Origin of the sequence: Rosistilla oblonga (genome assembly GCF_007751715.1) — a bacterium.
In the GTDB taxonomy this organism is placed as follows: Bacteria; Planctomycetota; Planctomycetia; order Pirellulales; family Pirellulaceae; genus Rosistilla; species Rosistilla oblonga.
This window is the reverse complement of sequence record NZ_CP036292.1, coordinates 5753186-5775756: the sequence shown is the minus strand read 5'-3', so window position 1 is coordinate 5775756 and position 22571 is coordinate 5753186. Positions and strand designations below refer to the sequence as shown.

The window sequence follows — 22571 nt, the reverse complement described above, 5'->3', positions numbered from 1 at the left end:
TTGTTATCTGCGGTAATCCGCAGCAGCGATGCCATGCTTCTTCAGCAGTTTATGCATCCCCTGCCGCGAGAGTCCCGCTTGCTGGGCGGCTTGGGAAATGTTGCCCACGTGTTTTTCGAGCAACGAGGCAAGGTAGGCATGTTCGGCGCTATCGATCGCTTCGTCTCGCGATGCATTTTTTAGTGCCGAAACGCTCGATGCGTCGGCTGATTTTCGCGTCCCTCCGGAAGCGGCTTGCCGGAGGGCTTCGGGAAGGTCGCCGATCTCGACACAATCGGTCCGCGCCAGCGCCGTGGCGCGTTCGATCGCGTTTCGCAGTTCGCGGATGTTGCCGGGCCAGTCGTATTGCTGGAAGCATTGCAAGACGGAATCGGAGAATCGCGAGACCGTCGAATTTGCTGGCTTCAGTTGAGGCAAGAACCGTTCGGCCAGCAACAGCACGTCGTCGCCGCGGTCTCGCAGCGGCGGCAGTTCGATGTGGATCACGCCCAGCCGATAGAAGAGGTCGCGGCGGAAGCGGCCCGCGGCGACTTCCATTTCCAGATTCCGGTTGGTGGCGCAGATGAATCGCGTGTCGACTTGGATCGGTGTGCTCTGCCCAACCGGCGTAAACGTCTGCTCTTGAATTGCACGCAGCAGTTTCGCCTGCGACGTGGAGGGCAATTCGCCTAGCTCGTCGAAGAACGCGGTGCCGTGATCGCATTGGCTCAACAGCCCCACCTGGTCCCGGACCGCTCCGGTGAACGAGCCTTTAACGTGGCCGAACAGTGCCGATTCGAACAGCGATTCGGGGATCGCGGTGCAATCGATCACTTGGAATCGATTCTCGCGCCGCGGGCTGTGTCGATGGATCGCCCGCGCGATCACCTCCTTCCCCGTGCCGCTCTCGCCGGTGATCAAGATGTTGGTGTCGACCGCTGCGACGCGGTCGACGATGTCCAGCAGTTCGACCATCTGCGGACAGCGACCAATGATCTCGGGGTACGTTTCGCTTAACGGCCGTTGACCGTCGGGGACCGCGGCGGCGTGGGATGTCGTAGACGATTGGGCCAGAGCGCGTCGCACGCTTCCCAGCAGATCTTCAAATTTGACCGGCTTCAGTAGATAGTCGGCGATTCCCAGCCGCACGCTTTCGATGGCCGATGGGACCGACGGCACGCCGGTGATCACGATCATCGGGATTTGGGGCCAATTGCCTCGCCCCTCGTGCAGTAGTTCCAGTTTCAGATTGCCGGGCATGTTCAGATCCGAAAGGATAAGATCAAACGGAGCCTCGTGTAGTGCTTGCAAGGCGGCGCCAGCGTCGGATACGCATACGCAGGTGTAGCCCGCTTTGCGCAGCAGTTCGCCCGTCGTCCGCAGGTACAGCGGTTCGTCGTCGGCGATCAAGATCCGGGCGGATGGAGATAGGTTCATCGATTCGATTGTGTGTTGTGAGAGGCCCCGGCGATGCGGGGGCAGAGGTTAGTCTTTTCGGAATACCGCGATGAACTTCGATCCACGCCCGACTTCGCTGTCGACTTCGATCGAGCCTCCCATCGCTTCGATCAAGCTTCGCGAGACCGATAGTCCCAGCCCCATTCCCTGACGCGGTTGGCCCGTCTTGGTGCTGAAGAATGGGTCGAAGATCTGGCTGAGCGTTTCCGGTGCGATCCCTTCGCCGCGGTCCGAAACCTCGACCCGAACCGCAAGTTGCGTCGATTCGACAGCGATCGTTACGGTTTCTCCAGTCGGAGACGCTTGGATCGCGTTGCGGATCAAATTCAAGAGTATCTGTTTCACCTCCCCTTCGGGAAGTGTGATTTCAGTCGGACGCTTCGCGGGATGGAATTCAAGCTGAACCTCGAATTGTTTCGCAACAGGTTCGAGAAGCGACACCACGTCGGCGATCGTGTGTTCGATCGTCAGCAGCGATTTATGTTGCGCGCTAGGGCGATACAGCTGATACATCTGGTGTGTGATCGAGCTGATCCGTTCGATCTCGCGGTCGATCAGTTCCAGCAATTCGTAATGCTCGTGCTCGGGCGACATATCGCCTTTGATGAGCGCAAACGCATTGCGGATTCCCGCCAATGGATTGTTGACTTCGTGAGCGACTCCGGCGGCCAATTGCCCCAACGCGGCGAGCTTTTCCATCTTCCGGCGATGCAGTTCCAGTTGAGCGATCCGCGCCGTCCGCTCTTGCACCAATTGTTCCAAGTGTTCGGCGTGCAGACGCAGTTGATCGCGCAGCTTTTGCCGTTCGGTGAAGTCGCGTGCGCTGGCTCGGAAGCCCAGGTGCTTACCCGCTTCGTCGTACATCGGTTGCCAGGAGACTGCCATCCAGCGGACGCTGCCGTCGCGATGGATCGCGCGGAATTCGACATCGTTGCCGAACTGCCCAGCTTTTGCTTGGTGCATCATCGCGGAGATTCGAGCGCGATCCTCCGGTGCGATCATCGGCAACGGGTAGTCCTTCATCGCCAGACATTCGTCGGGCCAATATCCCGTCATCCGGTGAACGGCTGCGTTGACCCACAACAGTCGGCCCGATGGTGAGAGCCAACTTTCCCAGTCGTAGGTGTAGTTCGCGATGGCCCGGAAGTAGTCGTTGCTGATCTCTCCGCGGGCTTCGGATTTTATTTCCGGCTTGGTTTTCATCGCGTCTATTTTAGCACCCGCAGCGGTGCGCGTCCCTCGGTCAGTCGAGCTCGCGACTAGGAAAGTGATCGCAACAGAATTGCGACCACGACCACAAGGATTACGATCACCTGGCCGAGCAAATTTTCGCGGGCGCTCGAAGCGAGGATCTCTTCGTCGCGGTCCTGCGGATCGACAAGCATCATTTCAGGATTGCGCATCAACATAGCGAGACTCTTTCAATCGGAGATAAGAAATGGCACCCCCGTTGGTGTCGTCCCAACTACAACGCAATCAACATGCCAGATCCCAGAAACGGCTCATATTCGCCAAGTTTGTGTGGAATTGCGATTTGGCGACACAAATCGCGTCAACTCTTGGCGACACTGTCCGGTCGCGTTGACATCTGTTTGGGGTCGGCGATGGCGCTCGCTAAGGACACAATCTCTGCAGCTTCGCCAACATCACATTCACCGCTGGCAAGGCACGACGCAGCGCGAAGTGCCTCCGGTTTGGATCGCCTTGCGGTGGCGGTCTTTGCCGTCGCGGCGTCGGTTACGTTTTCGATGGACGACGCACGATCGTCACCAGCAGCGACGAATCCTCGACGGCGTGGAGCGCGTGCGGTTCGCCAGCGGGAAGGTGCAACAGTCGGCCGGCGGTCAGTTCCAGCGTCGCTCCGAGCGTCGTGAATTGCACTCGACCTTCGAGGCAATGCACGGTGATTTCGCCCGGCGCCTTGTGCTCGGCGATCGTCTTGCCAGCGGGCAGCACCAATCGCAGCAGCTCCATTTCATCCGACTTCAACAGCGCGGAAGTCTTCGTCCCGGAAAGCTCGTCGCCCAGGGGACCGACGTCGATGATCTCGCCAGATTTTGCGTGAGAGATTGCCATCCGATGCTGCTCCAAAAAATTGAGGTGAGTTGCCGGCGCGTGTGTTCGTGCCGAGCCATCATTTAATGTATACGTGCGTGTGTACTATTGGCAAGCGGCGTCGGAGTTAGCCGCAGGCGAAATCACTTTTCGAAACGGAAGCGTCACAGGAATTGGTAGCCCGGCGCGTAAGCGAGGAATTCACGTGGTGCCCCGTTTACGCGTCGGGTTGCCAAAAATCTGCCGAGTTCAAGCTCTGATTTGCGCGCGATGCGTGCCTGGAAATTTGAACGCTCCGGCTCTGCAACGGTTACACTATTCAAAGCTTTTCTTGAACTACAACGACACCGCGATTCACACTCTCTTTGCAATAACATGAAATACAACCGACGCGTCGCTTTGGGCGCACTCGCTGCGGGGCTGACCGCTGGCTGGACTCAGGCCGATGAAAACAAGGCGTCTGCCGATTCGCCGTCTCCCTGGGGGCCGCTGTGCGTGTTCGCCAAGCCGCTGCAGATGTTGAGTTTCCCAGAGCTGGCCGATCTGTTGGTCAAGCAGCAGTGGGATGGGATCGAAGCGACGGTGCGCAAGGGGGGCCAGGTGGAGCCGGCGAAAGTTGCCGACCAGTTGCCTAAGCTGGTCGATGCGTTGGCTGCTAAAGAGAAGCAAGTCGTGCTGTTTGCTAGCGATGTCAACAGCGTCGATCAACGGTTGACTGAACCGACATTGCGAGCGGCGGCCAAGGCGGGAATCCGCTACTACCGCATGGCTTATTATCGGTACGATCTCGACCAGCCGATTCTGCCGCAATTGGACAAATTCACCCGCCAGGTCGAGCAGTTGGTGCAGCTGAATCGTGAGCTGGGGATCACGGCGCTCTACCAGAATCACGCCGGCACGCGGTATTGCGGCGCAGGGCTGTGGGATCTCTACCGGATTGCCGCCGATCAGCCGAAAGAACAATTGGCCGTCGCGTTCGACATCCGCCATGCTACCGTTGAAGCCGGCATGTCGTGGCCGATACATTGGAGCATGTTGCGCGCGCATGTCGGCGCGTTGTATTGCAAAGATTTTCGGTGGAACGAAGCGAAGGTCGAGAACGTTCCGTTGGGATCGGGGCTGGTCGCCGACAGCTTTTATGATTCGCTGCGGAAAGATCCGATCGCGGGGATCCCCGTTTCGGTGCACATGGAATACATCGATCATCGCGATCCGCAATTGGCTGCCCAACGCATCGCAGCCGTCGCCGACGACCGTCGGGCAATCCGACGCCTACTGGGAATTTGACCCCGCAGTGATTGGAAAAGAACTCCACCGATGACCTCAAAGCACCTCAAGAAGATCTTTTCACCCAAGAGCATTGCGGTGATCGGTGCCAGTGAGCGGCCGGAGAGCGTCGGCAGGTTGTCGCTGAAGAACCTGATCGATGGTGGGTTCGGTGGACGAATCTACCCGGTCAATCGGAACTACGAATCGATCCAGCAGTTGGCCTGTTTCGCATCGGTCGCCGCGCTGCCCGAAGTGGCCGACCTGGCCATCATCTGCACCCCGGCGGCAACGGTTCCCGATGTCGTCAAGCAGTGTGGCCAAGCGGGCATTCGCGGGATCATCATTCAGTCGGCGGGCTTCTGCGAAGTCGGAGCCGAAGGGGCTCGGTTGCAGGACGAAATCGTTGCGGTCGCGAAGACCTTTCCCGGGACAAAAATCATCGGTCCCAATTGTGTTGGCATCATCTCGCCGCATCGGCATCTCAACGCAAGCCTCGCCAGCGAGATGCCTCCGGCGGGCAACGTGGCTTTCATTTCGCAATCGGGTGCACTCTGCACACCGATCCTCGAATGGGCGATCAACCAGAACGTCGGTTTCTCTCAGTTTGTCTCGATCGGAAATATGGCCGATGTGACCATCGCCGACCTGATCGATTATTTCGCTGAGGATCCGTGGACCGAGTCGATCGTGCTGTACGTCGAATCGTTGACCGAAGCCCGCGCGTTCCTTTCGGCAGCTCGCGCGTTCACGCAATCCAAACCGATCATCGCGTTTAAGTCGGGGCGGTTCGACGCTTCCGCGGCGGCGGCGGCATCGCATACCGGTGCGATGGTCGGCGTCGACAGCGCCTATGAAGCGGCCTTCGCGCGGGCGGGAATCGTTCGCGCAAACGAACTGGACGACCTCTTCGACAGCGCCGAATTTCTGGCTCGCCACCCCAAGCCGTGCGGCGACCGGTTGGCGATTGTCACCAACGCGGGCGGCCCGGGCGTGATGGCAACCGACGCGTTGCTGCAGCGGAACGGAAAGCTGGCGCCGCTGTCCGACGCGACGATCGCAGCGTTGGACGCTCAATTGCCAGCCGCTTGGTCGCGTTGCAACCCGGTCGATGTGATCGGCGATGCGAGCGATCAGCGGTACGCTTCGGCGCTGCAAACCGTGATCCGCGATCGCAACGTCGATGCTGTTTTGGTGTTGCTGGCACCGCAAGCGACGACCGATCCCAGCGGCGTTGCCGACGCAGTGATCGCCGCCGCAAGATCGACGACAAAACCTGTCCTGGCGTCGTGGATGGGCTGCACTCGTGTGGCCGAAGGAATTCGTCGGCTGACACAGGCCGGCGTCCCGGTGTACGAGACGCCCGAAAAATGCGTGCGGGTCTTTATGCAGTTGGTCCGTTATGGCCGGAACCGCGAGATGTTGTGCGAAACGCCGCTGGAGGTGCCACTGACCTTTCCTGTCGACGAAGCCGAGCGGCGAAAATGTGTCGTCGACGCGGTGGACGCGCGGCCCGACGAGCGGACGCCGCTGAGCGAATACGAATCGAAGTTGGTGCTCAAGAACTATGGCTTTCGAGTCGCCGAGACCGAGATCGCTCGATCGCAGGAGGAAGCCGTTGCGATCGCTGATCGGCTCGGTTACCCCGTCGTCTTAAAGGTCTATTCACCGCAGATCATGCACAAGACCGACGTCGATGGCGTGGAGCTGAACCTGACAAGCGGCGACCGAGTTCGCGAAGCGTACCAAGAGATCGGCCGCCGCGTCGCACAACATCGGTCCGACTTTGATTTCGGTGGGGTGACGGTGCAACCGATGGTTGTTGCGTCGCTCAGCCGCGAACTGATCCTCGGTGCGAAGCGCGATCCCGTCTTTGGACCGGTGCTGTTGGTTGGTGCGGGAGGGATCACGGCGGAGTTGGTTCAAGATTACGCCATGGAACTGCCGCCGCTGAACGAGCGACTGGCGCGGCGGATGTTGGAGTCGCTGCAATCGTGGCCTCTGTTGAAAGGTTACCGCGGTCGTCGCGGAGTGAACGTCGATCTGTTGGTCGAATGCTTGTTGCGGATGTCGAAGTTGATCGTGGAGTGCCCCGAGATCGCCGAAATCGACATCAACCCGTTGTTGGCGAGCGACCGCGATGTGATCGCTCTCGATTCGCGAATCATCCTCGATGGGAAGATGCGTCGGAAATCGAGTTCTCGTTTCGCGCATCTGGCGATCCGCCCCTATCCGGAAGAGTTCATTCGCAACATCGAATTGCGAGACGGCACTCCCGTCGTGCTGCGACCGATCAAACCCGAAGACGAACCGATGTGGCATCGGTTGATCGAAAGCTGTTCCGCCGAAACGATCCAGCAGCGGTTCCGCTACATGTTTCGCACCGCCACGCATACGATGGCGTCTCGATTTTGCTTCATCGATTACGACCGCGAACTGGCGATCGTGGTCGAGGTGATCGAAGACGGCGTCAAGCAGATCGCGGGCGTTGCTAGGTTTGTCGCCGACGCCGATCATTATGAAGCGGAATTTGCGATCCTGGTTGCCGATCGCTGGCAGGGACGCGGACTCGGGTCGTTGATGACCGATAAGTGCCTGACGATTTGCAAACGTTGGAACATCCAATCGGTCGTTGCTGAGACCGCCGCGTCGAACCATCGGATGATCCAGATGTTCCAGCGACGCGGTTTCGAAATCGATCGCTCCAAATCGTTTGATACCGTGATGGTCAAGAAGAGCTTGCTGGACGCCGACTGAACGTCGACTGAAAGTGATTTGCTGCCGAGAGCTTACGCTTCGAGCAGTTGTTCCAGGTGGATCGGCACACACTCGGCCATCGCTTCGGCGTTGTAGCCGCCTTCCAAAACGCTGACCAATCGGCCGCCGGAGTGTTTGTCGGCGACGTCCAGCAGCACGCGCGTCAACGTTCGAAAGTCTTCGCTCTCGAGCCCCAGCGATCCGATCGGATCCTCTTTATGAGCGTCGAAGCCGGCGCTGACCATCACCAGTTGTGGCTTGATCTTGTCGGCAAACGCGTGCACGCTGGCGGTGAACGTCTCGAGCTGTTCTTCGCGCGGCGTTCCCAAGGCGACGGGCAGATTCATCGTCGTTCCCTTGCCTGGGCCAGCCCCGATTTCGTCCGCCGCGCCGGTGTGCGGATATAAGGGAGATCGATGCATCGAATAATAGCCGACGTCGGCGGCATCCCAGAACATCGCTTGGGTTCCGTTGCCGTGATGGACGTCGAAGTCGACGATCAGCACCCGCTCGATTCCAAGTTCGTTGGTCGCAACGCGGGCGCCGACGGCGATATTGTTGAACAAGCAAAACCCCATACCGTGGTCGGGCATGGCGTGATGTCCTGGCGGCCGGATCAGACAAAACGCCGTCTTGTCTTCGCCGGCGACAACACGACAGACCGCGTCGCAAACCGCTCCGGTCGCCTTTAATGCGACTTCATAAGACTTCGGGCTGATGACGGTATCGGTATCGATCAACCCGCCACCGGTCTCGGCCATCTGTTGCAGCGCTTCGATGTATTTGTGTTGATGGACGTAGAACAAACGGTCTTTCGAAACCGATTCCCAAGCCGGACGTTTGCAAGCCGAATCCAAAGCGAGAAAGCTCAAGTTCCGCACCGCGGGCAGAATCCGCCCGCCCCGTTCGGGATGGTCGCCCGTCAGGTGTTCCATGAAAACCGGATCGTAATACAAAATTGTCATGCCGCGTATTCTAACCAGACTCGGCCGTAACTGCACTTCGCGCAATCAAGCAGGCGACGTTTTTTGGAAACAGCCTTATCGAGCGATCGCTTGGCGCTTTGTTTCGCGATCCGAACCGTGTTCGCTGTCGAAGTGATCGGTCGATTTCGCCGCCGTTGCCGGTTGACGCTCAGCCGCCGCAGGCATCGCCGTCGCCGAAACAGCTTTCGGTTGGAGCGCTCCCCCAAAGACCTCGGGTTGTCCAGCGAACGATTCAAAGCTAAATAGATGCGTTTGCCGTCGGCTTCCCCACCACTCTCCCGATGCTTCTGCGACGATCGATGCAGCAACCGATCACTGGATACCACACCGATGAAGAGGGCGATTGGGTCGCTCAGCTCGGATGTGGTCACAATCAACACGTTCGCCATACGCCGCCGTGGATGAATCGCCCTTGGGTGACAACCGCCGCGGGCCGCGCGGGGATGATCGGGCATCTGCTGCAATGCAAGAAGTGCGACGAAGGGGCCGCTGCCGACGCGCGACCCGAAGCAAAATAGAAACCGTAAAAACGGCTCACTCTTAAACGGAAATGGACCCAGTCAATGGCGTGGTTGTATTTAGTGATCGCTGGCTTGTTGGAGGTCGCGTGGGCGATCGGATTGAAGCAGACCGAAGGTTGGACGCGGCTTGTGCCCAGCATGATCACTGTCGTGCTGATGATCGCCAGCTTCTATTTCCTGTCGCATGCGATCAAAGAGATTCCGCTGGGAACCGGTTACGCGATCTGGACTGGGATCGGCGCCGTTGGGACGGCATCGCTGGGGATCTTGTTGTTTGGCGAACCGGCGACGGCGGTCCGAATCGCCTGTATCGGGCTGATCATCGGTGGAATCGTTGGACTTAAATTGGCAGCGTAATGCGTCGCGTCGCTCACGCAGCTAACTGATCGGCGTGATGTAGTAGCGACGGGAGATTCCTTCGATATCGTAGTTGTAGTGAAAGCTGCTTGGGTCGGATTCCTCGACAGCGTCGACCAGGTGCGGAAGTTCCTCTTGCGTGATGATCGTCCGTACCATCCAAAATGATTCGCCGCTGTGGCCACCGATTCCTGGCTGCACGGTGTAGGTGCGATGTGCCGATGTGGCGGTGATCGCTTCGCCGATCGCCTCTTGATTGCGGGTGATGATTACCAGCATCGTGATCTTGAACTTGTGGTACAGATTGTTCAGCGTCTCGGCGGACGCGAAGATGTAGATGCAGGTGTACATCAGCGTGTTGACGACCGATTCGATGTGCCCGTGTTTCAGCAGTTCCATCCCGAGGCCAAAGGCTGTCGAACCGACGGCGGCAAAGATCGCGATCGATCCGACCGGCTTCAGGTACTTCATCGCAAAGTAGGCGCCCAGGATATCTTCGTCGCCGGTGGAGCCGCGATTTTTGAACGCCAGCGCTTTGGCGAAGCCGGCTAACAGGCCGCCGAAGATGACCAGGATGATCCGCTCGTTTTGAGGTTCGGGCGAGGCAAATTGTAATTCGGGCAATCCGGCGAGCGCCAGGACGACCGTGCCGACAACGATCAGCGAGCGGAGAGCGAAGGTGCGGCCGACGCGAGCGAATGCAAACGCCAACAGCGCCGCCTGGAAGACCAGGTACAAGACGATGAACAGCGAGTAGTTTTCGAAGTAATAAGAGAGAGCCGCCGCGATCCCTTCGCTGCCCGTCAGGATTACTTTTGACGGCAGAACAAAATACTTCAGCGCGATCGCGTACAGCAGACCTGCTGACACAATCATCGCGTAATCAATAATTCCTCGAGACACTAAACCCTCGACCTGGCAAATCGGAAACCTAAAGAACGGCGGTCGCCAGCGGCAACTTTCCAATTATGCAGTTTTGAGAAATCGCAACTACGGGGCAGCAGGGAGTAAGGCAGGCGGGAGCTGGGAGAAATTGCGATCTCGGCGGCTACGCATTGATCTCGCGTTGCAGCCAGGCGCGGGCGAAGGCCCAGTGTCGTTTGACGGTTCGCGAGGACTGCCCCAGGACTTGCGCCGTCTCTTCGATCGTCAGCCCGGTGAAATAACGCAGCTCGACCAGCTTGGCCAGGTCGGCGTCTTCCAAGGCCAGTTTGTTGAGGGCATCGTCGAGAGCCAGCAGATCGTCGACGTCGTCGGCATCGACAAATGCACTCTCTTCGTGAAGTTCCTGTCGGACATAATCGCCGCCTCGTTTGTTGCGGCCTCGGCGGCGAGCGTTGTCGATCAAGATCCGCCGCATCGCCTCGGCTGCCGCGGCAAAGAAGTGACCTCGAGAATCCCATTCCTGCGGCGTCTCGCCACCGACAAGACGCAAAAACGCTTCGTGGACAAGGGCTGTCGGCTGCAGCGTTTGCCCCGACTTCTCCTGATTCATCTTGCTGGCCGCCAGTTTGCGAAGCTCTTCATAAACCAAGGGCAACAACTCGCTGGCCGCTTGCCGATCTCCATCGTGGATGGCCGACAAGATTCTTGTGACGTCGCGCTTCACAATATTCATGATGCCATGGTTTCCGGCGAGGATTGGTTAAGTGCTGCCGATTGAAAGCCCCGCTGGCTCGCTTGGAGAACATCGGAGAGTTCATGGAACGCTTCGGCGCTAAAGTTCCTTCTTACTGTTGCTGGTCATTCAACCATTGTAGGAAATCGTCGTCGACTGTCACGCGAGTCGGTTCAAAAGGCTTCCGCTGGATCCAATCGGTTGTCCCAACGATTGTTCCAGCAGATCGATGTCGACGCCACTCGCTTCGAACGCCTGAGTCAACGCCGACCGGATCGAATCGTCGGAGACTTCGGTCGACGAGTCGCTGTTCAGCTCTTGGATCGTATCGACGATCGAGGAGAGCAACGAATCCAAGGTGCCCGCGTCTAGATTCGATGAGAGCAGCACCGACTCAAGATCAGTCGACTCATCGTCGCTTGGTTTTGGTCCGCGAGGAGGTGGTCCCGGCGGGCGGTTCCCTTTGATCGCCGCGCCGACATCTGCGGAGTCGATGCCGTTGGCTTCGAGCACTTCCTCGACGGCGCTTCGAATCGAAGACTCACTTGTCGCCGACCCGTTGGATCGCAGCGACTCCAGCGTCTCTTCGACCTGACTCAACACATCCGACGCCGTCGACGAATCGACTCCGATCGACTGCAATGCCGCCGCAAGATGCGCTTGCTTCTCCTCGTCGGAGGGCCCTCGCGAGGAGGAAGTGCCGAAGTTTGTGGGGGAAGTGAAAGTGGCCCCGGATGCGGAAATACTCATTTGTCGCTGCTCAATTTCTTGGATGGAAGGCGCACCAAACGTTTGCAGAATTTGCACGTTTGCAGAAAGCACTTTCGTGTTTCCCGGCTGTCCAACATCGGCGAAAATGGCGGAAAACATTGGAATTCCGATTGGAAGTAAAGCTATCAGACAATCCTTTGAAAAGCTGAGAGATTCGTGTCCCTTTCCTCCTTGCGACGACGCATTGAGTCTTACGACTCCCCCTCTTCTTAGTTCTCCGCAAGGACCTCATCGTGAATTCAACGCTTCGCTTGATCGCTATCAGCGGCATTCTCACATATGCAAGCACCGTCTCCGCACAGCCTCCAGGCCGCGGTGGGCCCCCCGGCGGATCACCAATGGAAATGATCAGCCAGCTGTTTGACCGCGCCGATACGAATCGCGACGGCAGCGTGACCAAACAGGAACTTTCGGTGGTCATGCAAGCGATGCAGTCGATGCGTGGCGGTCGGCAAGGCGGCCCCGGAGGCCCGCCTCAGCAGGGCGGCCCTGGTGCGGGCGAGATGACGCAGCCACGGCCTGAACACGGTGGGCAACACGGACCGCCGCCGCGTCCCGGGCAAGTGATCCCCGATTTCGTTGTGCAGTCATTGAGCTTGACCGATCGGCAGAGCAAACAGCTGACCGCGCTGCAGACGACTGTCGACAAACGGCTCGCGGCGATCTTGACCGACGAGCAGATGGTCGCGTTGCAGCAGCCACCCCAAGGCCCACAGGGACACGGCGCTCCGGGCGAAGAGGAAGGCGATCGACCACGACGCCCACAATAATCAATCGGCGCGAAGGTCCCCCTGGCATTGTCCTCGTTTAACCGCGTGCCCAACGGGCCGCGCGTTGGAGTGGAAAGGGTGTAGGGAGCGCGGGGCGATGCCCGCGCGGTTAAACGAGGTTGATCGTTGCCTTCGTTTAACCGTGTGCCCATCGGGCCGCGCGTTTAAGTGGATAGGGAGATGGATCGCGGGGCGATGCCCACGCGGTTAAACGAGTTTGATCGTTGCCTTCGTTTAACCGCGTGCCCATCGGGCCGCGCGTTTAAGTGGATGGTGTAGGGATCGCGGGGCGATGCCCGCGCGGTTAAACGAGTTGGATCGTTGCCTTCGTTTAACCGCGTGCCCATCGGGCCGCGCGTTGGAGTGGAAAGGGTGTAGGGATCGCGGGGCGATGCCCACGCGGTTATACGACTTGGATCGTTGCTATCGTTTAACCGCGTGCCCAACGGGCCGCGGGTTGGAGTGGAAAGGGTGTAGGGAGCGCGGGGCGATGCCCGCGCGGTTAAACGAGGTTGATCGTTGCCTTCGTTTAACCGTGTGCCCATCGGGCCGCGCGTTTAAGTGGATAGGGAGATGGATCGCGGGGCGATGCCCACGCGGTTAAACGAGTTTGATCGTTGCCTTCGTTTAACCGCGTGCCCAACGGGCCGCGCGTTGGATTGGATGGTGTGGATGGAGCGCGGGGCGATGCCCACGCGGTTAAACGAGGTTGATCGTTGTCCTCGTTTAACCGCGTGCCCATCGGGCCGCGCGTTGGATGGGATAGGGAGATGGATCGGGGGGCTATTCCCACGCGGTTAAACGAGTTTGATCGTTGCCTTCGTTTAACCGCGTGCCCAACGGGCCGCGCGTTGGAGTGGATAGGGTGTAGGGAGCGTGGGGCGATGCCCGCGCGGTTAAACGAGTTTGACCGTTGCCTTCGTTTAACCGCGTGCCCATCGGGCCGCGCGTTGGAGTGGATAGGGTGTAGGGATCGCGGGGCGATGCCCACGCGGTTAAACGACTTGGATCGTTGATCTCGTTTAACCGCGTGCCCATCGGGCCGCGTTTTCGAGTCGCTATATTGGATGACTGTAGCTCACGATCAACACGAGACGCCCTGTAAGACGAGATGCGATGACCAATCCGGCTGAACGAGCGATCTTCCTGCAGGCGATCGATTTGGAGCGCCTCGAGGATCGCGCTGCTTATTTGCAATCTGCCTGCGACGGCGATTTGCAGTTGATCGCTTCGGTCGAAGCGTTGCTGGCTGCGCACGATCAACCAGCGAAATTGCTCGACCAACCGATCGTCGGAGGCCATGGGCTCGCCGCCACGATGGCGGCACCTGCCGCTGAACCGATTGAGCACATCGGGTTGCAGATCGATGCCTATCGGTTGATGGAACAGATCGGCGAAGGTGGGTTTGGGCTGGTCTTCGTCGCTCAGCAGGACGAACCGGTCGCTCGGAAAGTGGCGTTGAAGATCGTCAAACCGGGATCGGGTTCCAAAGAGGTGATCGCTCGATTCGAGGCCGAACGGCAAGCGGTCGCGATGATGAATCATCCCAACATCGCGCAAGTCTTCGACGCCGGCGTGACCGCTGATCATCGCCCCTACTTCGTGATGGAACTGGTTCGCGGCCTGCCGATCACCGAGTTCTGCGACAACCATCAATTGACAGTTCGGGAGCGGTTGACGCTGCTGGTCGACGTCTGCTCCGCCGTCCACCACGCCCATCAGAAAGGTGTCATCCATCGCGACATCAAACCATCCAACGTGATGGTCACGCTGCACGATGCCAAGCCCGTGGCGAAGGTGATCGATTTTGGTGTCGCCAAAGCGATCGGGCAGACGTTGACCGACAAGACGATCTACACGCGGTTCTTTTCGATGATTGGAACGCCGCTGTACATGAGTCCCGAGCAGGCGGAGATGAGTGGGCTGGACATCGACACGCGCAGCGACATCTATTCGTTGGGAGTCTTGATGTACGAGATGCTTGTCGGTGCGACGCCCTTCGATCGCGAGCGGATGGATTCGGCTGGCTACGACGAACTGCGGCGGATCATTCGCGAAGAGGATCCTCCCAAACCAAGCAAGCGTCTGTCGACGCTCAACGACGCCCTTTCGACTGTCGCTACCACTCGCCGTCTGCAACCGATCCGCTTGGCCGCAACGATCCGCGGCGATCTCGACTGGATCGTGATGAAAGCGTTGGAAAAGGATCGCACGCGACGCTACGAATCGGCCGCCGCGTTGGCTGCCGATATCAAACGCTATCTGAATTCCGAGCCGATCGAAGCGCGGCCGCCGTCGCGAACGTATCAGTTTCGCAAATTCGCCCGCCGCCATCGCGCGGCGTTGGTCACCGTTCTGTTGGTCGGCGTGACGATGCTGATCGGTTCGGCGGTCAGTCTTTGGCAGATGACTGCGGCGATCGACCAACGGAATCAGAAGGAGGCGGCGCTTCGCGAAGCGACTGCGGCCAAGGCGGAGATCGAGCAGTTCGCCGAGAACATTACACGAGCGAATTCGTTGATCGCTAGCGCTCAATCGCACGTCAACGCCGGCCGAACCGAAGCGGCGCAGATCGATTTCGACACGGCGGTCTCGTTGCAACCGGGCTACTACCAACCGTGGGTTGCGCGGGCTCAATTCCATACCGGACGAAGCGACTGGGAAGCGGCAGCGGAGGACTACGCCAAGGCGCTGACACTGGGAGCGCCGACCAATACGTCGTCCTGGTGGGGAACGCCGGCATTGTTTTTGTTGACGGATCGACCGAACGACTATCGAAGAATCTGCGAACGGCTGGACGAAAGACTCGGCACGCTCGACGAGCGACCGAACTGGGAATTGTTGCGCGACTGCGCCGCATCGGCCGATTACACATTTTCGGTCTCGCGCGATGAACTCGCACGAATCGGTGAAGCTTGGCACCTTGAATCCGACACGCGGCGCTGGAGGCCGCCGCCGGATCGCCGCCACGATGTAGGGCGACCGACGGTGCCTCGCGAGATTTGCTTATACATCCTCGGATTGTCGTACCTGCGAGCTGGCGATAACGAAGCGGCGATCCAGTCTTGGACGGAAGTCCTCGAGGAAAATCGGTGGCGTTCGCAATCGATCATCCATGCCAGCTTGGCGATCGCTTACGACAACGTGGGCAAGCGCGATCAGGCCGAAGCTGAACTAGCCAAGGCGCGGGAAGCCGCCGTCGAAATCGCATTGCCAACGGATCAAATGGAGGCTGGTCCCCAGGCGGCGCCATGGTTTGAAACCGTGGAATTTTTGTTGACTTACCAAGACGCACGCCGCCAGTTGGGGTTTAAGTCAAAGTCAAAATGAAAGCCGACAATTTCAAGCGCCACCTGATTCCACCAATGAATGGACCGACGATGCTTCGACAAACACTATTGACCGCAACGCTGCTTCTTTTCCCCCTAGTCACATCCGCCGATGATTGGCCTCAATTTTTGGGACCTCAAGGGGTTGCGAGGTCGAGCGATACGGTCGCTACATCGTGGAACGAAACGGAGAACATGGCGTGGCGAGTCGAGCTGCCGGGATCGGGTTCCTCTAGTCCGATCATCACCGGCAATCGCGTGATTGTGACCTGTTACGTCAACGGCGACGGCAATGCGAAGCGGCAGGTTCTCTGCTTCGACAAGAACTCCGGCGAACAATTGTGGTCGGTCGATTTCCCGATCGATTACCGCGAAGACGGCTACCAGGGATACATCACCGAACACGGTTACGCCAGCAACACGCCGGTGACCGATGGCGAAAACGTTTATGTGTTCCTCGGAAAAGGGGGCGTCCATAGCATCGGACTCGACGGCCAGCGGAACTGGAGCGTCGATGTCGGCAAGGAATCGAGCAACCGACGCTGGGGATCGGCCGCTAGTCTGTTGCTGTTTGAAAACAGTGTGATCGTCAACGCCGCAGAGGAGAGCAAAGCGATCATCGCGTTGGACAAAGCGACGGGCAAAGAGCTGTGGCGACAGGAGGCGGGGATGCTCGAACTGACCTACGGCACGCCACGGATCGTTTCGTTAGCCGATGGCGAATCCGAACTGGTGATCAGCGTTCCCGAAGAGATGTGGTCGATGAACCCGCGTACCGGGAAATTGAAATGGTACGCCCAGACGCCGATGACCGGAAACGTTACTCCGTCGGTGATCGTTGCTGGCGAAACGGTTTACAGTTTCGGCGGCTATCGCGCGTCGGGATGCATCGCCGTGAAAGCGGGAGGCAAAGACGATGTTTCCGATTCCAATGTCCTGTGGACCAACCAATCGAGTTCGTATGTGGCGACGCCGCTGCTGCATGATGGCCGGTTCTATTGGATCGATGATCGCGGGATCGCCTATTGCACGTCGGCCGAGGATGGCGCGGTGATCTATCGCAAACGCGTCGGCAATTTGCAGAGCGGCCGGCCTGTCTATGCATCTCCGGTTTTGATCGGCGATCACATCTATGTCGTCACGCGTCGCAGCGGCACGCTGGTCTTCGATCCAGGCGATGAATTCGAACCGATTGCACAGAACAAGATCGCCGACGACGAAAGCGATTTCAACGCCTCACCAGCGGTTTCGGACGGCAAGCTCTATTTACGCAGCGACCAAGCTCTCTATTGCATCGGGGCGAAGTCGTAACGCGATCCGGGGTCGAGTGCTGGCGGACCGCGGAGCGGTTTCAGAGGGTAGCCGGTGGTTTGAGCGTAGCGAACACCACCGGAGCGCATCGCAAGAATGATCGCCGACCCCGGCGGGGTCGCAGATTGCAAACGTCTGCGATCCCTTCGGGAGCGTTGTCCGTTATGGCCGTTGGAATCCGGAGGTGCGCCGCTGCGCGACGACCTCCGGCTACCATCTTCGGTCCCTTCGGGAACGGGGCGAACAGCATCGGGGCGCGACTCCTGACGTTGAGGTACACTAATTCTGGATCGGTCTCTTGTTCCGCTTGCTGTCAGGTGTTGTGTGATGTCGCTGCTTTTTCGTTGGACCTTTTGCCTTCTGATCTGCTCGGTCGCCCCGATCGTTGCCGCCGCCCGGCCTAACATCTTGTTGGTGCTGGCTGATGATTTGGGCTATTCCGATCTGGGCTGTTACGGCAGCGAGATCGCGACGCCGCATCTGGACGCTTTGGCCGCCGGTGGGCTGCGGTTCACTCAGTTCTACAACACGGGAAGATGCTGGCCGACTCGCGGTTCGCTGTTGACCGGCTACTACGCTCAACAAATCCGCCGCGATCAGGTGCCGGGAGTACCGAGCGGGAGCCGCGGCACGCGACCCGCCTGGGCTCCGCTGTTGCCCGCGTTGCTGCAACCGGCCGGATATCGATCGTATCATTCGGGTAAGTGGCATATCGATTCGATGCCGATCGCTTGTGGGTTCGACCGTTCGTATTGCCTGAAGGATCAGGGGCGGTTTTTTAATCCGCTGGTCCATTACGAAGACGATGTCAAACTGCCGGCGGTTCCCAAGGGGACATCGTTTTATGGAACGACGGCGATCGCCGATCATGCGATCGCGTCGCTGCAGCAGCACGCAAAAGAACATCCCGACGCGCCGTTCTTCCAGTACCTCGCTTTCACCGCGCCCCACTTCCCGCTGCACGCGTTGCCCGAGGACATCGCCAAGTACCGCGATCGCTATCGATCGGGATGGGAACAGATACGCGCCGAACGTTTTGCCAAGCAACAGCAACTGGGCTTTCCCGCGGTCGCGCTGTCGGATGTCGAGCGGACACTGGGACCTCCCTATCCGTTTCCCAAAGCGATGGAAACGTTGGGCGATGGCGAGGTTAACCTGCCGCTGGCCTGGGAGGCGTTGAACGATGAACAACGCGCGTTTCAGGCGAACAAGATGGAGGTGCACGCGGCGATGATCGATCGGATCGATCAGGAACTGGGACGCGTGTTGGATCAGATTCGATCGATGGACGCCTTTGAAGAGACGTTGATCCTGTTCCTGTCGGACAACGGTGCAAGCGCCGAGATCATGGTCCGGGCCGACGGTCACGATCCGCAAGCGGATCCCGGTTCGGCCGACTCCTATCTCTGCTTGGGCCCCGGTTGGTCGACTGTCTCCAATACCCCTTTCCGCCGTCACAAGACCTGGGTCCATGAAGGCGGGATCGCCACGCCGTTGATCGTCCATTGGCCAGAAGGAGGTATCGCCGACCGCGGAACGCTGCGGCATACGCCAGGGCATGTGATCGACGTCGCCGCGACGTTGTTGGAATTGGCTGAGGTCGAGCCATCGCCGACGAGTAGAGATTCGGCCACGCCATCGCCTCCCGGCAAAAGCTTGCTGCCGCTCTTCAGCCAAGACCAGTCTTTGGACCGCGAGTGTTTGTGGTGGTCTCACGAAGGGAATCGCGGTTTGCGGCAAGGGGATTTAAAAGTTGTCGCGGCTGGAAAAGCAGGGGCGTGGGAGTTGTACAACCTGGCGGACGATCGCAGCGAACAACACGACTTGGCGGATCGGCAGCCCGCGGATTTGAAGCGTTTGGTCGCGCTGTGGGAATCCAAAAATCGAGAGTTCAGCAAAACCGCTCGCCAGCCGCAGTGATTCTCGATGGTAGCCGAAGCGACTTGGTCTCTGGTGATTCGGCTGTCGCGAGCTAAGGGGGCAGAAGTCGCAGCGCCCTGGGACCACAGCGAGGGGATTGGTGCGCTCAAGCGGGGCGATCTCGCGGGACGGGATCCTATCCAAATCTGGACGTGGCGAAGGTGTTGGGGGAGCACCGGTTTGAGGCTCAAAATGGCTGTAATATCGGCAGGATCGGGGCAGCCGGAAAAGCTTGCATCATCCGATTTGACGCCCCAGTCTTTCCAAGATAAAGGCTGCCTAAGGGTTTGCAATGATTCTGCCCTCGGATCATAGTGGATGCGACTCTCCCACCTGAAGAATTCAGTCGTCGGAGAAAGCCGTAGGAATAGGTTTTCTCATTCTTCCAGTCGGACCGTTAGCGGTTCGAGCAGAACAGCCCAGTCGATGTTGCGTGGGAGCATTTACACACAAAGAACAACGATTCAGCGTTGGCAAAGCGGAGTATTGAGAATGATTAAAAAAGCAATGTACACCGTCGCTCTGGCGACCATGACGATTCAAACGAGCAGTGCCAAAGGCCCTTGTGCGCCTCGCGTCGGATGCGGTTGTTCGCAACCCGTATCCGTTGTGTCGGGCTGCAGTTCGTCCTCTTCGAACATCGTTCATGACAACCCAAGCGAATTGAACATCCTGTTGACGACCGAATTGGTCGCGCTTCGGAAAGAGGTCGCTGAGCTGAAAACCGCTGCTGCGGAAACCAGTCAAGCATTGGAGCAAGCCGAAACTTTGGTCGGCACCCAGAAGTCGCGAATGGAACAACTGATCGCCGACTCGCTGAAAGAGACCAAGCGTGCCGAAGCCGCTGAGAAGGCACTAAAAGAGTCTAAAGCCGCGATGGCTGCCGCGACAAAAGCAAACGAACAAGCTCTTGCGAAAGTGAAGCAACAGCTGGCCGATACCAGCAAGAAAGTGGAACAGCTGACCAGCAAAAACGCCGAGCTGAGCAAGCAGATCGCTGAAGAGAACAAACGCAAGGAAGAAGAGAAGAAGCGACGCGAACAAGCCAAGGCGAAACGCGACGAAGAAGCCATGAAGGCGAAGAAGGCTGCTGAAGAGAAGGCTAAAAAAGAAGCCGAAGCCAAAAAAGCAAAGATGGAAGCGGAAGTAAAGGCGAAGAAGGAAGCCGAGGCTAAGAAGGCCGCCGAAGCAAAGGCGAAGCAAGAAGCCGAAGCTAAGAAAGCCGCTGAAGCAAAGGCCAAGCAAGAAGCGGAAGCTAAAAAAGCTGCTGAAGCAAAAGCCAAACAAGAAGCGGAAGCTGCTGCTGCCAAGGCAAAAGAAGCCGCGGAAGCCAAGCCTGCTGACGAGAAGAGCGACAAGTAAGCGTTCTGAAATACAGGATCTGAAGCGAGGAGAATTGTCATCTCCTCTCACAGCAACAGAAGCGAACGGTTGGTCTATTGACCAGCCGTTTTTTATGTCTGTACCTTCTGACCATAGGCTGCGATTCCTTCGCCGAAATCGCTCATGCGAAGCAGTCTCTCTTCCAGGTTGCACGCTCTTCCATGTTGAACACTCTTCAACGTAAGACGTGCTTGCTCGGTTTCGCGTCGACGAGTGCGGATGATCTTCGAGCCGTGCTCGCTTGCTTGCTGTTAAGCCAGCGGGGATGACCTCAGGCCGCCGGGCTACTTTGATGGGAGCGAAGCCAATAGGCGGAAATGGAGGAGCTTAGGCGGTGAATTCAGGCCGTCTGATTCAGGAAAAAGATCGAACCTGAGATCGAACGAAAAAACCGCGTCTCTTGTGGAGACGCGGTTGAGCGTATTGCGTGGTCGCAGCAGAAGAGTCGTCGATTCGACGGCTACTGAACGACTTCGCCAACTGGTTTAACGATCACGTTGTGGTTGTAAGCGTGCGTGTCCATCAGCAGGAAGCTGACGAACAAAGTCACGAACAGGAACGAGCTGAGGAACATCAGAATGTTAAACGGCTTGTCCCACAACATGTGCATGAAGAACGCCATCACTAGAGTCGCTTTGACCGAAGCGATCGTCATCGCGATCCAGATCTCCCAGTTGCCGAGATGGAGACTCGCCTGAAAGACGGTAATGAACGTCAGCGCGGTGAGCGCGAAAAATACGGCCAACAACATCCAGATCGGCATTGGATGTGCAAATTCGCCGTCATCGTGTTCGCTGTGTGAACTCATTTTTAGAACGCCTATCTTTTAAACGAAACGGAATATCAAGTGATGGGATGTGTCGGATTTCGGTTCGTCGCTTAGCCGATCAGATACAGCAGCGGGAACAGGTAGATCCAGATAAGGTCGACGATGTGCCAATACAGGCCAACGTAATCGACTGGGCCAAAGTACTGACTGCAGAAGTCTTGTCGAACCGCACGGACCAACAACCAGACCAAGACGCCGATACCGATGATAATGTGAATCGCGTGCAAGCCGGTCATGCAGTAGTAGATGCTGAAAAACACACCGGCCAACGAGTTCGAATTCACATCCAATTCGGGGCGATCGTAGAACGGATCCTCACCGCTGAAGTCTTCGATGAACTCACCGGTTGCCATCAAGTCTTGAGCTTGCAGAGCTTCCAGTTCCGCTCGGACGCCGGTGTTCGTTGCGTCGGTGGCCAGCATTCCAAGCACCGAAGACTCGGCAGTTGTCGTGATCTCTTTGGCAGCGGCGACGTCGGCTTCTAGCGAAGTTTCCTCATGCGTCGCATCCGAATGGGAATCCGCAGCGTGAGCTACAGCGGCTTTGGCGGCAGCGCGGTTCTCGAGGACCGTACCCAGACCAACACCAACGAAGAAACATGCAGCTGCAACAACCAGTGGCATCGCACATTTGGTTAGGAAGACGTTGCCAACGATCTTGGAGTATGCCAACAGGCAGATCATACCAGCCAACACGATTGCTGGTACGACACATAAGGCGACCAGATAATGCGATAGGCCTTCATGGTGTGGAGCCGCGGGATCGTAGTGATAGAAGCCGGCAGGCAGCAGGCCGAGATCAAACTTATGCGAGTACTCGACAGCTTTGACACCCAAAAAGATCATCGCACAGCTGATCGTTGCGGCCAGCATACCGACTGTCGTTTTGTGTTGTTCCAGTTGAGCTGCGCGGACGGCCCACGCCATGGTCAAACTGCTGAACAGCAGCACCCCGGTGTTGATCGCTCCCAGTTCCGTGTTGAGGAACTGGCTGCAGTAGGTGTAGACCTCTGGACGCAGCGAGCGATAGATCGCGTAGGCGCAGAACAGTCCACTGAAAAATAGAATTTCAGTGACCAGGAACAACCACATTCCAAGCTTGCCCGAATCGTATTGTTGTTCGGGAGTTTCGAAGTGGTGCGCCAGGAACGACGGGTGTTCATGCTCGTCATGAGCGTGGCCGTGTTGATCGATTTCAGCGGTTGCCATTGGCTGGCCGTTCTTTTTCTAGTGTTAGGTGGAAACTGATTTGGTGAGTCGAG

Annotated in this window: 19 protein-coding genes; 9 read left to right on the top strand and 10 right to left on the bottom strand. The window is 58.1% G+C overall.

The features are described from left to right. Positions 1–3: 3 nt before the first annotated feature. From CA51_RS20445 to CA51_RS20435, 4 genes are all read right to left on the bottom strand, one after another. Complete coding sequence (locus tag CA51_RS20445) at positions 4–1416, bottom strand: sigma-54-dependent transcriptional regulator (protein ID WP_145123037.1); 1413 nt, start codon at positions 1414–1416, stop codon at positions 4–6. A gap of 48 nt (positions 1417–1464) precedes the next feature. Further along, on the bottom strand, positions 1465–2640 hold the full coding sequence (locus tag CA51_RS20440) for a PAS domain-containing sensor histidine kinase (RefSeq protein ID WP_145123036.1): 1176 nt from the start codon (positions 2638–2640) through the stop codon (positions 1465–1467). Between the two features lie 56 nt (positions 2641–2696). Then, complete coding sequence (locus CA51_RS25965) at positions 2697–2846, bottom strand: hypothetical protein (RefSeq protein WP_197451353.1); 150 nt, start codon at positions 2844–2846, stop codon at positions 2697–2699. Positions 2847–3174: 328 nt separating this feature from the next. Continuing rightward, a complete protein-coding gene (locus CA51_RS20435) occupies positions 3175–3513 on the bottom strand; it encodes a cupin domain-containing protein (RefSeq protein ID WP_145123035.1) in 339 nt (112 codons plus the stop codon). A 354-nt stretch (positions 3514–3867) separates the two neighbouring features. Here CA51_RS20435 and CA51_RS20430 point away from each other — a divergent pair, with 354 nt between their 5' ends. Both CA51_RS20430 and CA51_RS20425 read left to right on the top strand, forming a co-directional pair. Next, positions 3868–4779 (top strand): sugar phosphate isomerase/epimerase family protein, encoded by a 912-nt coding sequence (locus CA51_RS20430; protein WP_145123034.1) that lies wholly within the window; start codon positions 3868–3870, stop codon positions 4777–4779. Between the two features lie 30 nt (positions 4780–4809). Beyond that, positions 4810–7515 carry a bifunctional acetate--CoA ligase family protein/GNAT family N-acetyltransferase gene (locus CA51_RS20425; RefSeq protein ID WP_145123033.1) on the top strand — a complete coding sequence of 902 codons (2706 nt, stop codon included), beginning with the start codon at positions 4810–4812 and terminating at the stop codon, positions 7513–7515. Positions 7516–7547: 32 nt separating this feature from the next. On the opposite strand, the gene CA51_RS20420 is transcribed toward CA51_RS20425, so the two are convergent. Then, positions 7548–8480, bottom strand: a complete 933-nt coding sequence (locus tag CA51_RS20420; RefSeq protein WP_145123032.1) for a histone deacetylase family protein — start codon at positions 8478–8480, stop codon at positions 7548–7550. Between the two features lie 302 nt (positions 8481–8782). Between CA51_RS20420 and CA51_RS20415 the strand changes: the two genes are divergently transcribed. Then, the gene (locus CA51_RS20415) at positions 8783–9019 is read left to right on the top strand and encodes a DUF3565 domain-containing protein (protein WP_197451352.1); all 237 of its coding nucleotides are present in this window, start codon (positions 8783–8785) and stop codon (positions 9017–9019) included. A gap of 45 nt (positions 9020–9064) precedes the next feature. Next, complete coding sequence (sugE, locus tag CA51_RS20410) at positions 9065–9379, top strand: quaternary ammonium compound efflux SMR transporter SugE (protein ID WP_145123031.1); 315 nt, start codon at positions 9065–9067, stop codon at positions 9377–9379. A 21-nt stretch (positions 9380–9400) separates the two neighbouring features. Here sugE and CA51_RS20405 read toward each other — a convergent pair whose 3' ends face one another. The 3 genes from CA51_RS20405 to CA51_RS20395 form a co-directional block, all read right to left on the bottom strand. Further along, positions 9401–10255 (bottom strand): YitT family protein, encoded by an 855-nt coding sequence (locus CA51_RS20405; protein WP_145123030.1) that lies wholly within the window; start codon positions 10253–10255, stop codon positions 9401–9403. A 172-nt stretch (positions 10256–10427) separates the two neighbouring features. Beyond that, complete coding sequence (locus tag CA51_RS20400) at positions 10428–10988, bottom strand: ECF-type sigma factor (RefSeq protein ID WP_145124272.1); 561 nt, start codon at positions 10986–10988, stop codon at positions 10428–10430. Positions 10989–11156: 168 nt separating this feature from the next. Further along, complete coding sequence (locus tag CA51_RS20395; RefSeq protein WP_145123029.1) at positions 11157–11747, bottom strand: hypothetical protein; 591 nt, start codon at positions 11745–11747, stop codon at positions 11157–11159. A 254-nt stretch (positions 11748–12001) separates the two neighbouring features. Here CA51_RS20395 and CA51_RS20390 point away from each other — a divergent pair, with 254 nt between their 5' ends. The 5 genes from CA51_RS20390 to CA51_RS20370 all read left to right on the top strand — a co-directional run bounded on the left by CA51_RS20390 (position 12002) and on the right by CA51_RS20370 (position 20460). Beyond that, a complete protein-coding gene (locus CA51_RS20390; protein ID WP_231745804.1) occupies positions 12002–12538 on the top strand; it encodes an EF-hand domain-containing protein in 537 nt (178 codons plus the stop codon). A 1116-nt stretch (positions 12539–13654) separates the two neighbouring features. Then, positions 13655–15868 (top strand): serine/threonine protein kinase, encoded by a 2214-nt coding sequence (locus CA51_RS20385; protein ID WP_145123028.1) that lies wholly within the window; start codon positions 13655–13657, stop codon positions 15866–15868. A 50-nt stretch (positions 15869–15918) separates the two neighbouring features. After that, positions 15919–17178, top strand: a complete 1260-nt coding sequence (locus CA51_RS20380) for an outer membrane protein assembly factor BamB family protein (protein WP_145123027.1) — start codon at positions 15919–15921, stop codon at positions 17176–17178. Between the two features lie 327 nt (positions 17179–17505). Next, positions 17506–19098 (top strand): arylsulfatase, encoded by a 1593-nt coding sequence (locus tag CA51_RS20375; RefSeq protein WP_145123026.1) that lies wholly within the window; start codon positions 17506–17508, stop codon positions 19096–19098. 675 nt (positions 19099–19773) lie between these two features. Next, on the top strand, positions 19774–20460 hold the full coding sequence (locus CA51_RS20370) for a hypothetical protein (protein ID WP_145123025.1): 687 nt from the start codon (positions 19774–19776) through the stop codon (positions 20458–20460). Positions 20461–20941: 481 nt separating this feature from the next. Here CA51_RS20370 and CA51_RS20365 read toward each other — a convergent pair whose 3' ends face one another. Next, positions 20942–21289 carry a cytochrome C oxidase subunit IV family protein gene (locus tag CA51_RS20365; RefSeq protein ID WP_145123024.1) on the bottom strand — a complete coding sequence of 116 codons (348 nt, stop codon included), beginning with the start codon at positions 21287–21289 and terminating at the stop codon, positions 20942–20944. Between the two features lie 71 nt (positions 21290–21360). Continuing rightward, positions 21361–22518 (bottom strand): cytochrome c oxidase subunit 3, encoded by a 1158-nt coding sequence (locus tag CA51_RS20360; RefSeq protein WP_145123023.1) that lies wholly within the window; start codon positions 22516–22518, stop codon positions 21361–21363. Positions 22519–22571: the final 53 nt, after the last annotated feature.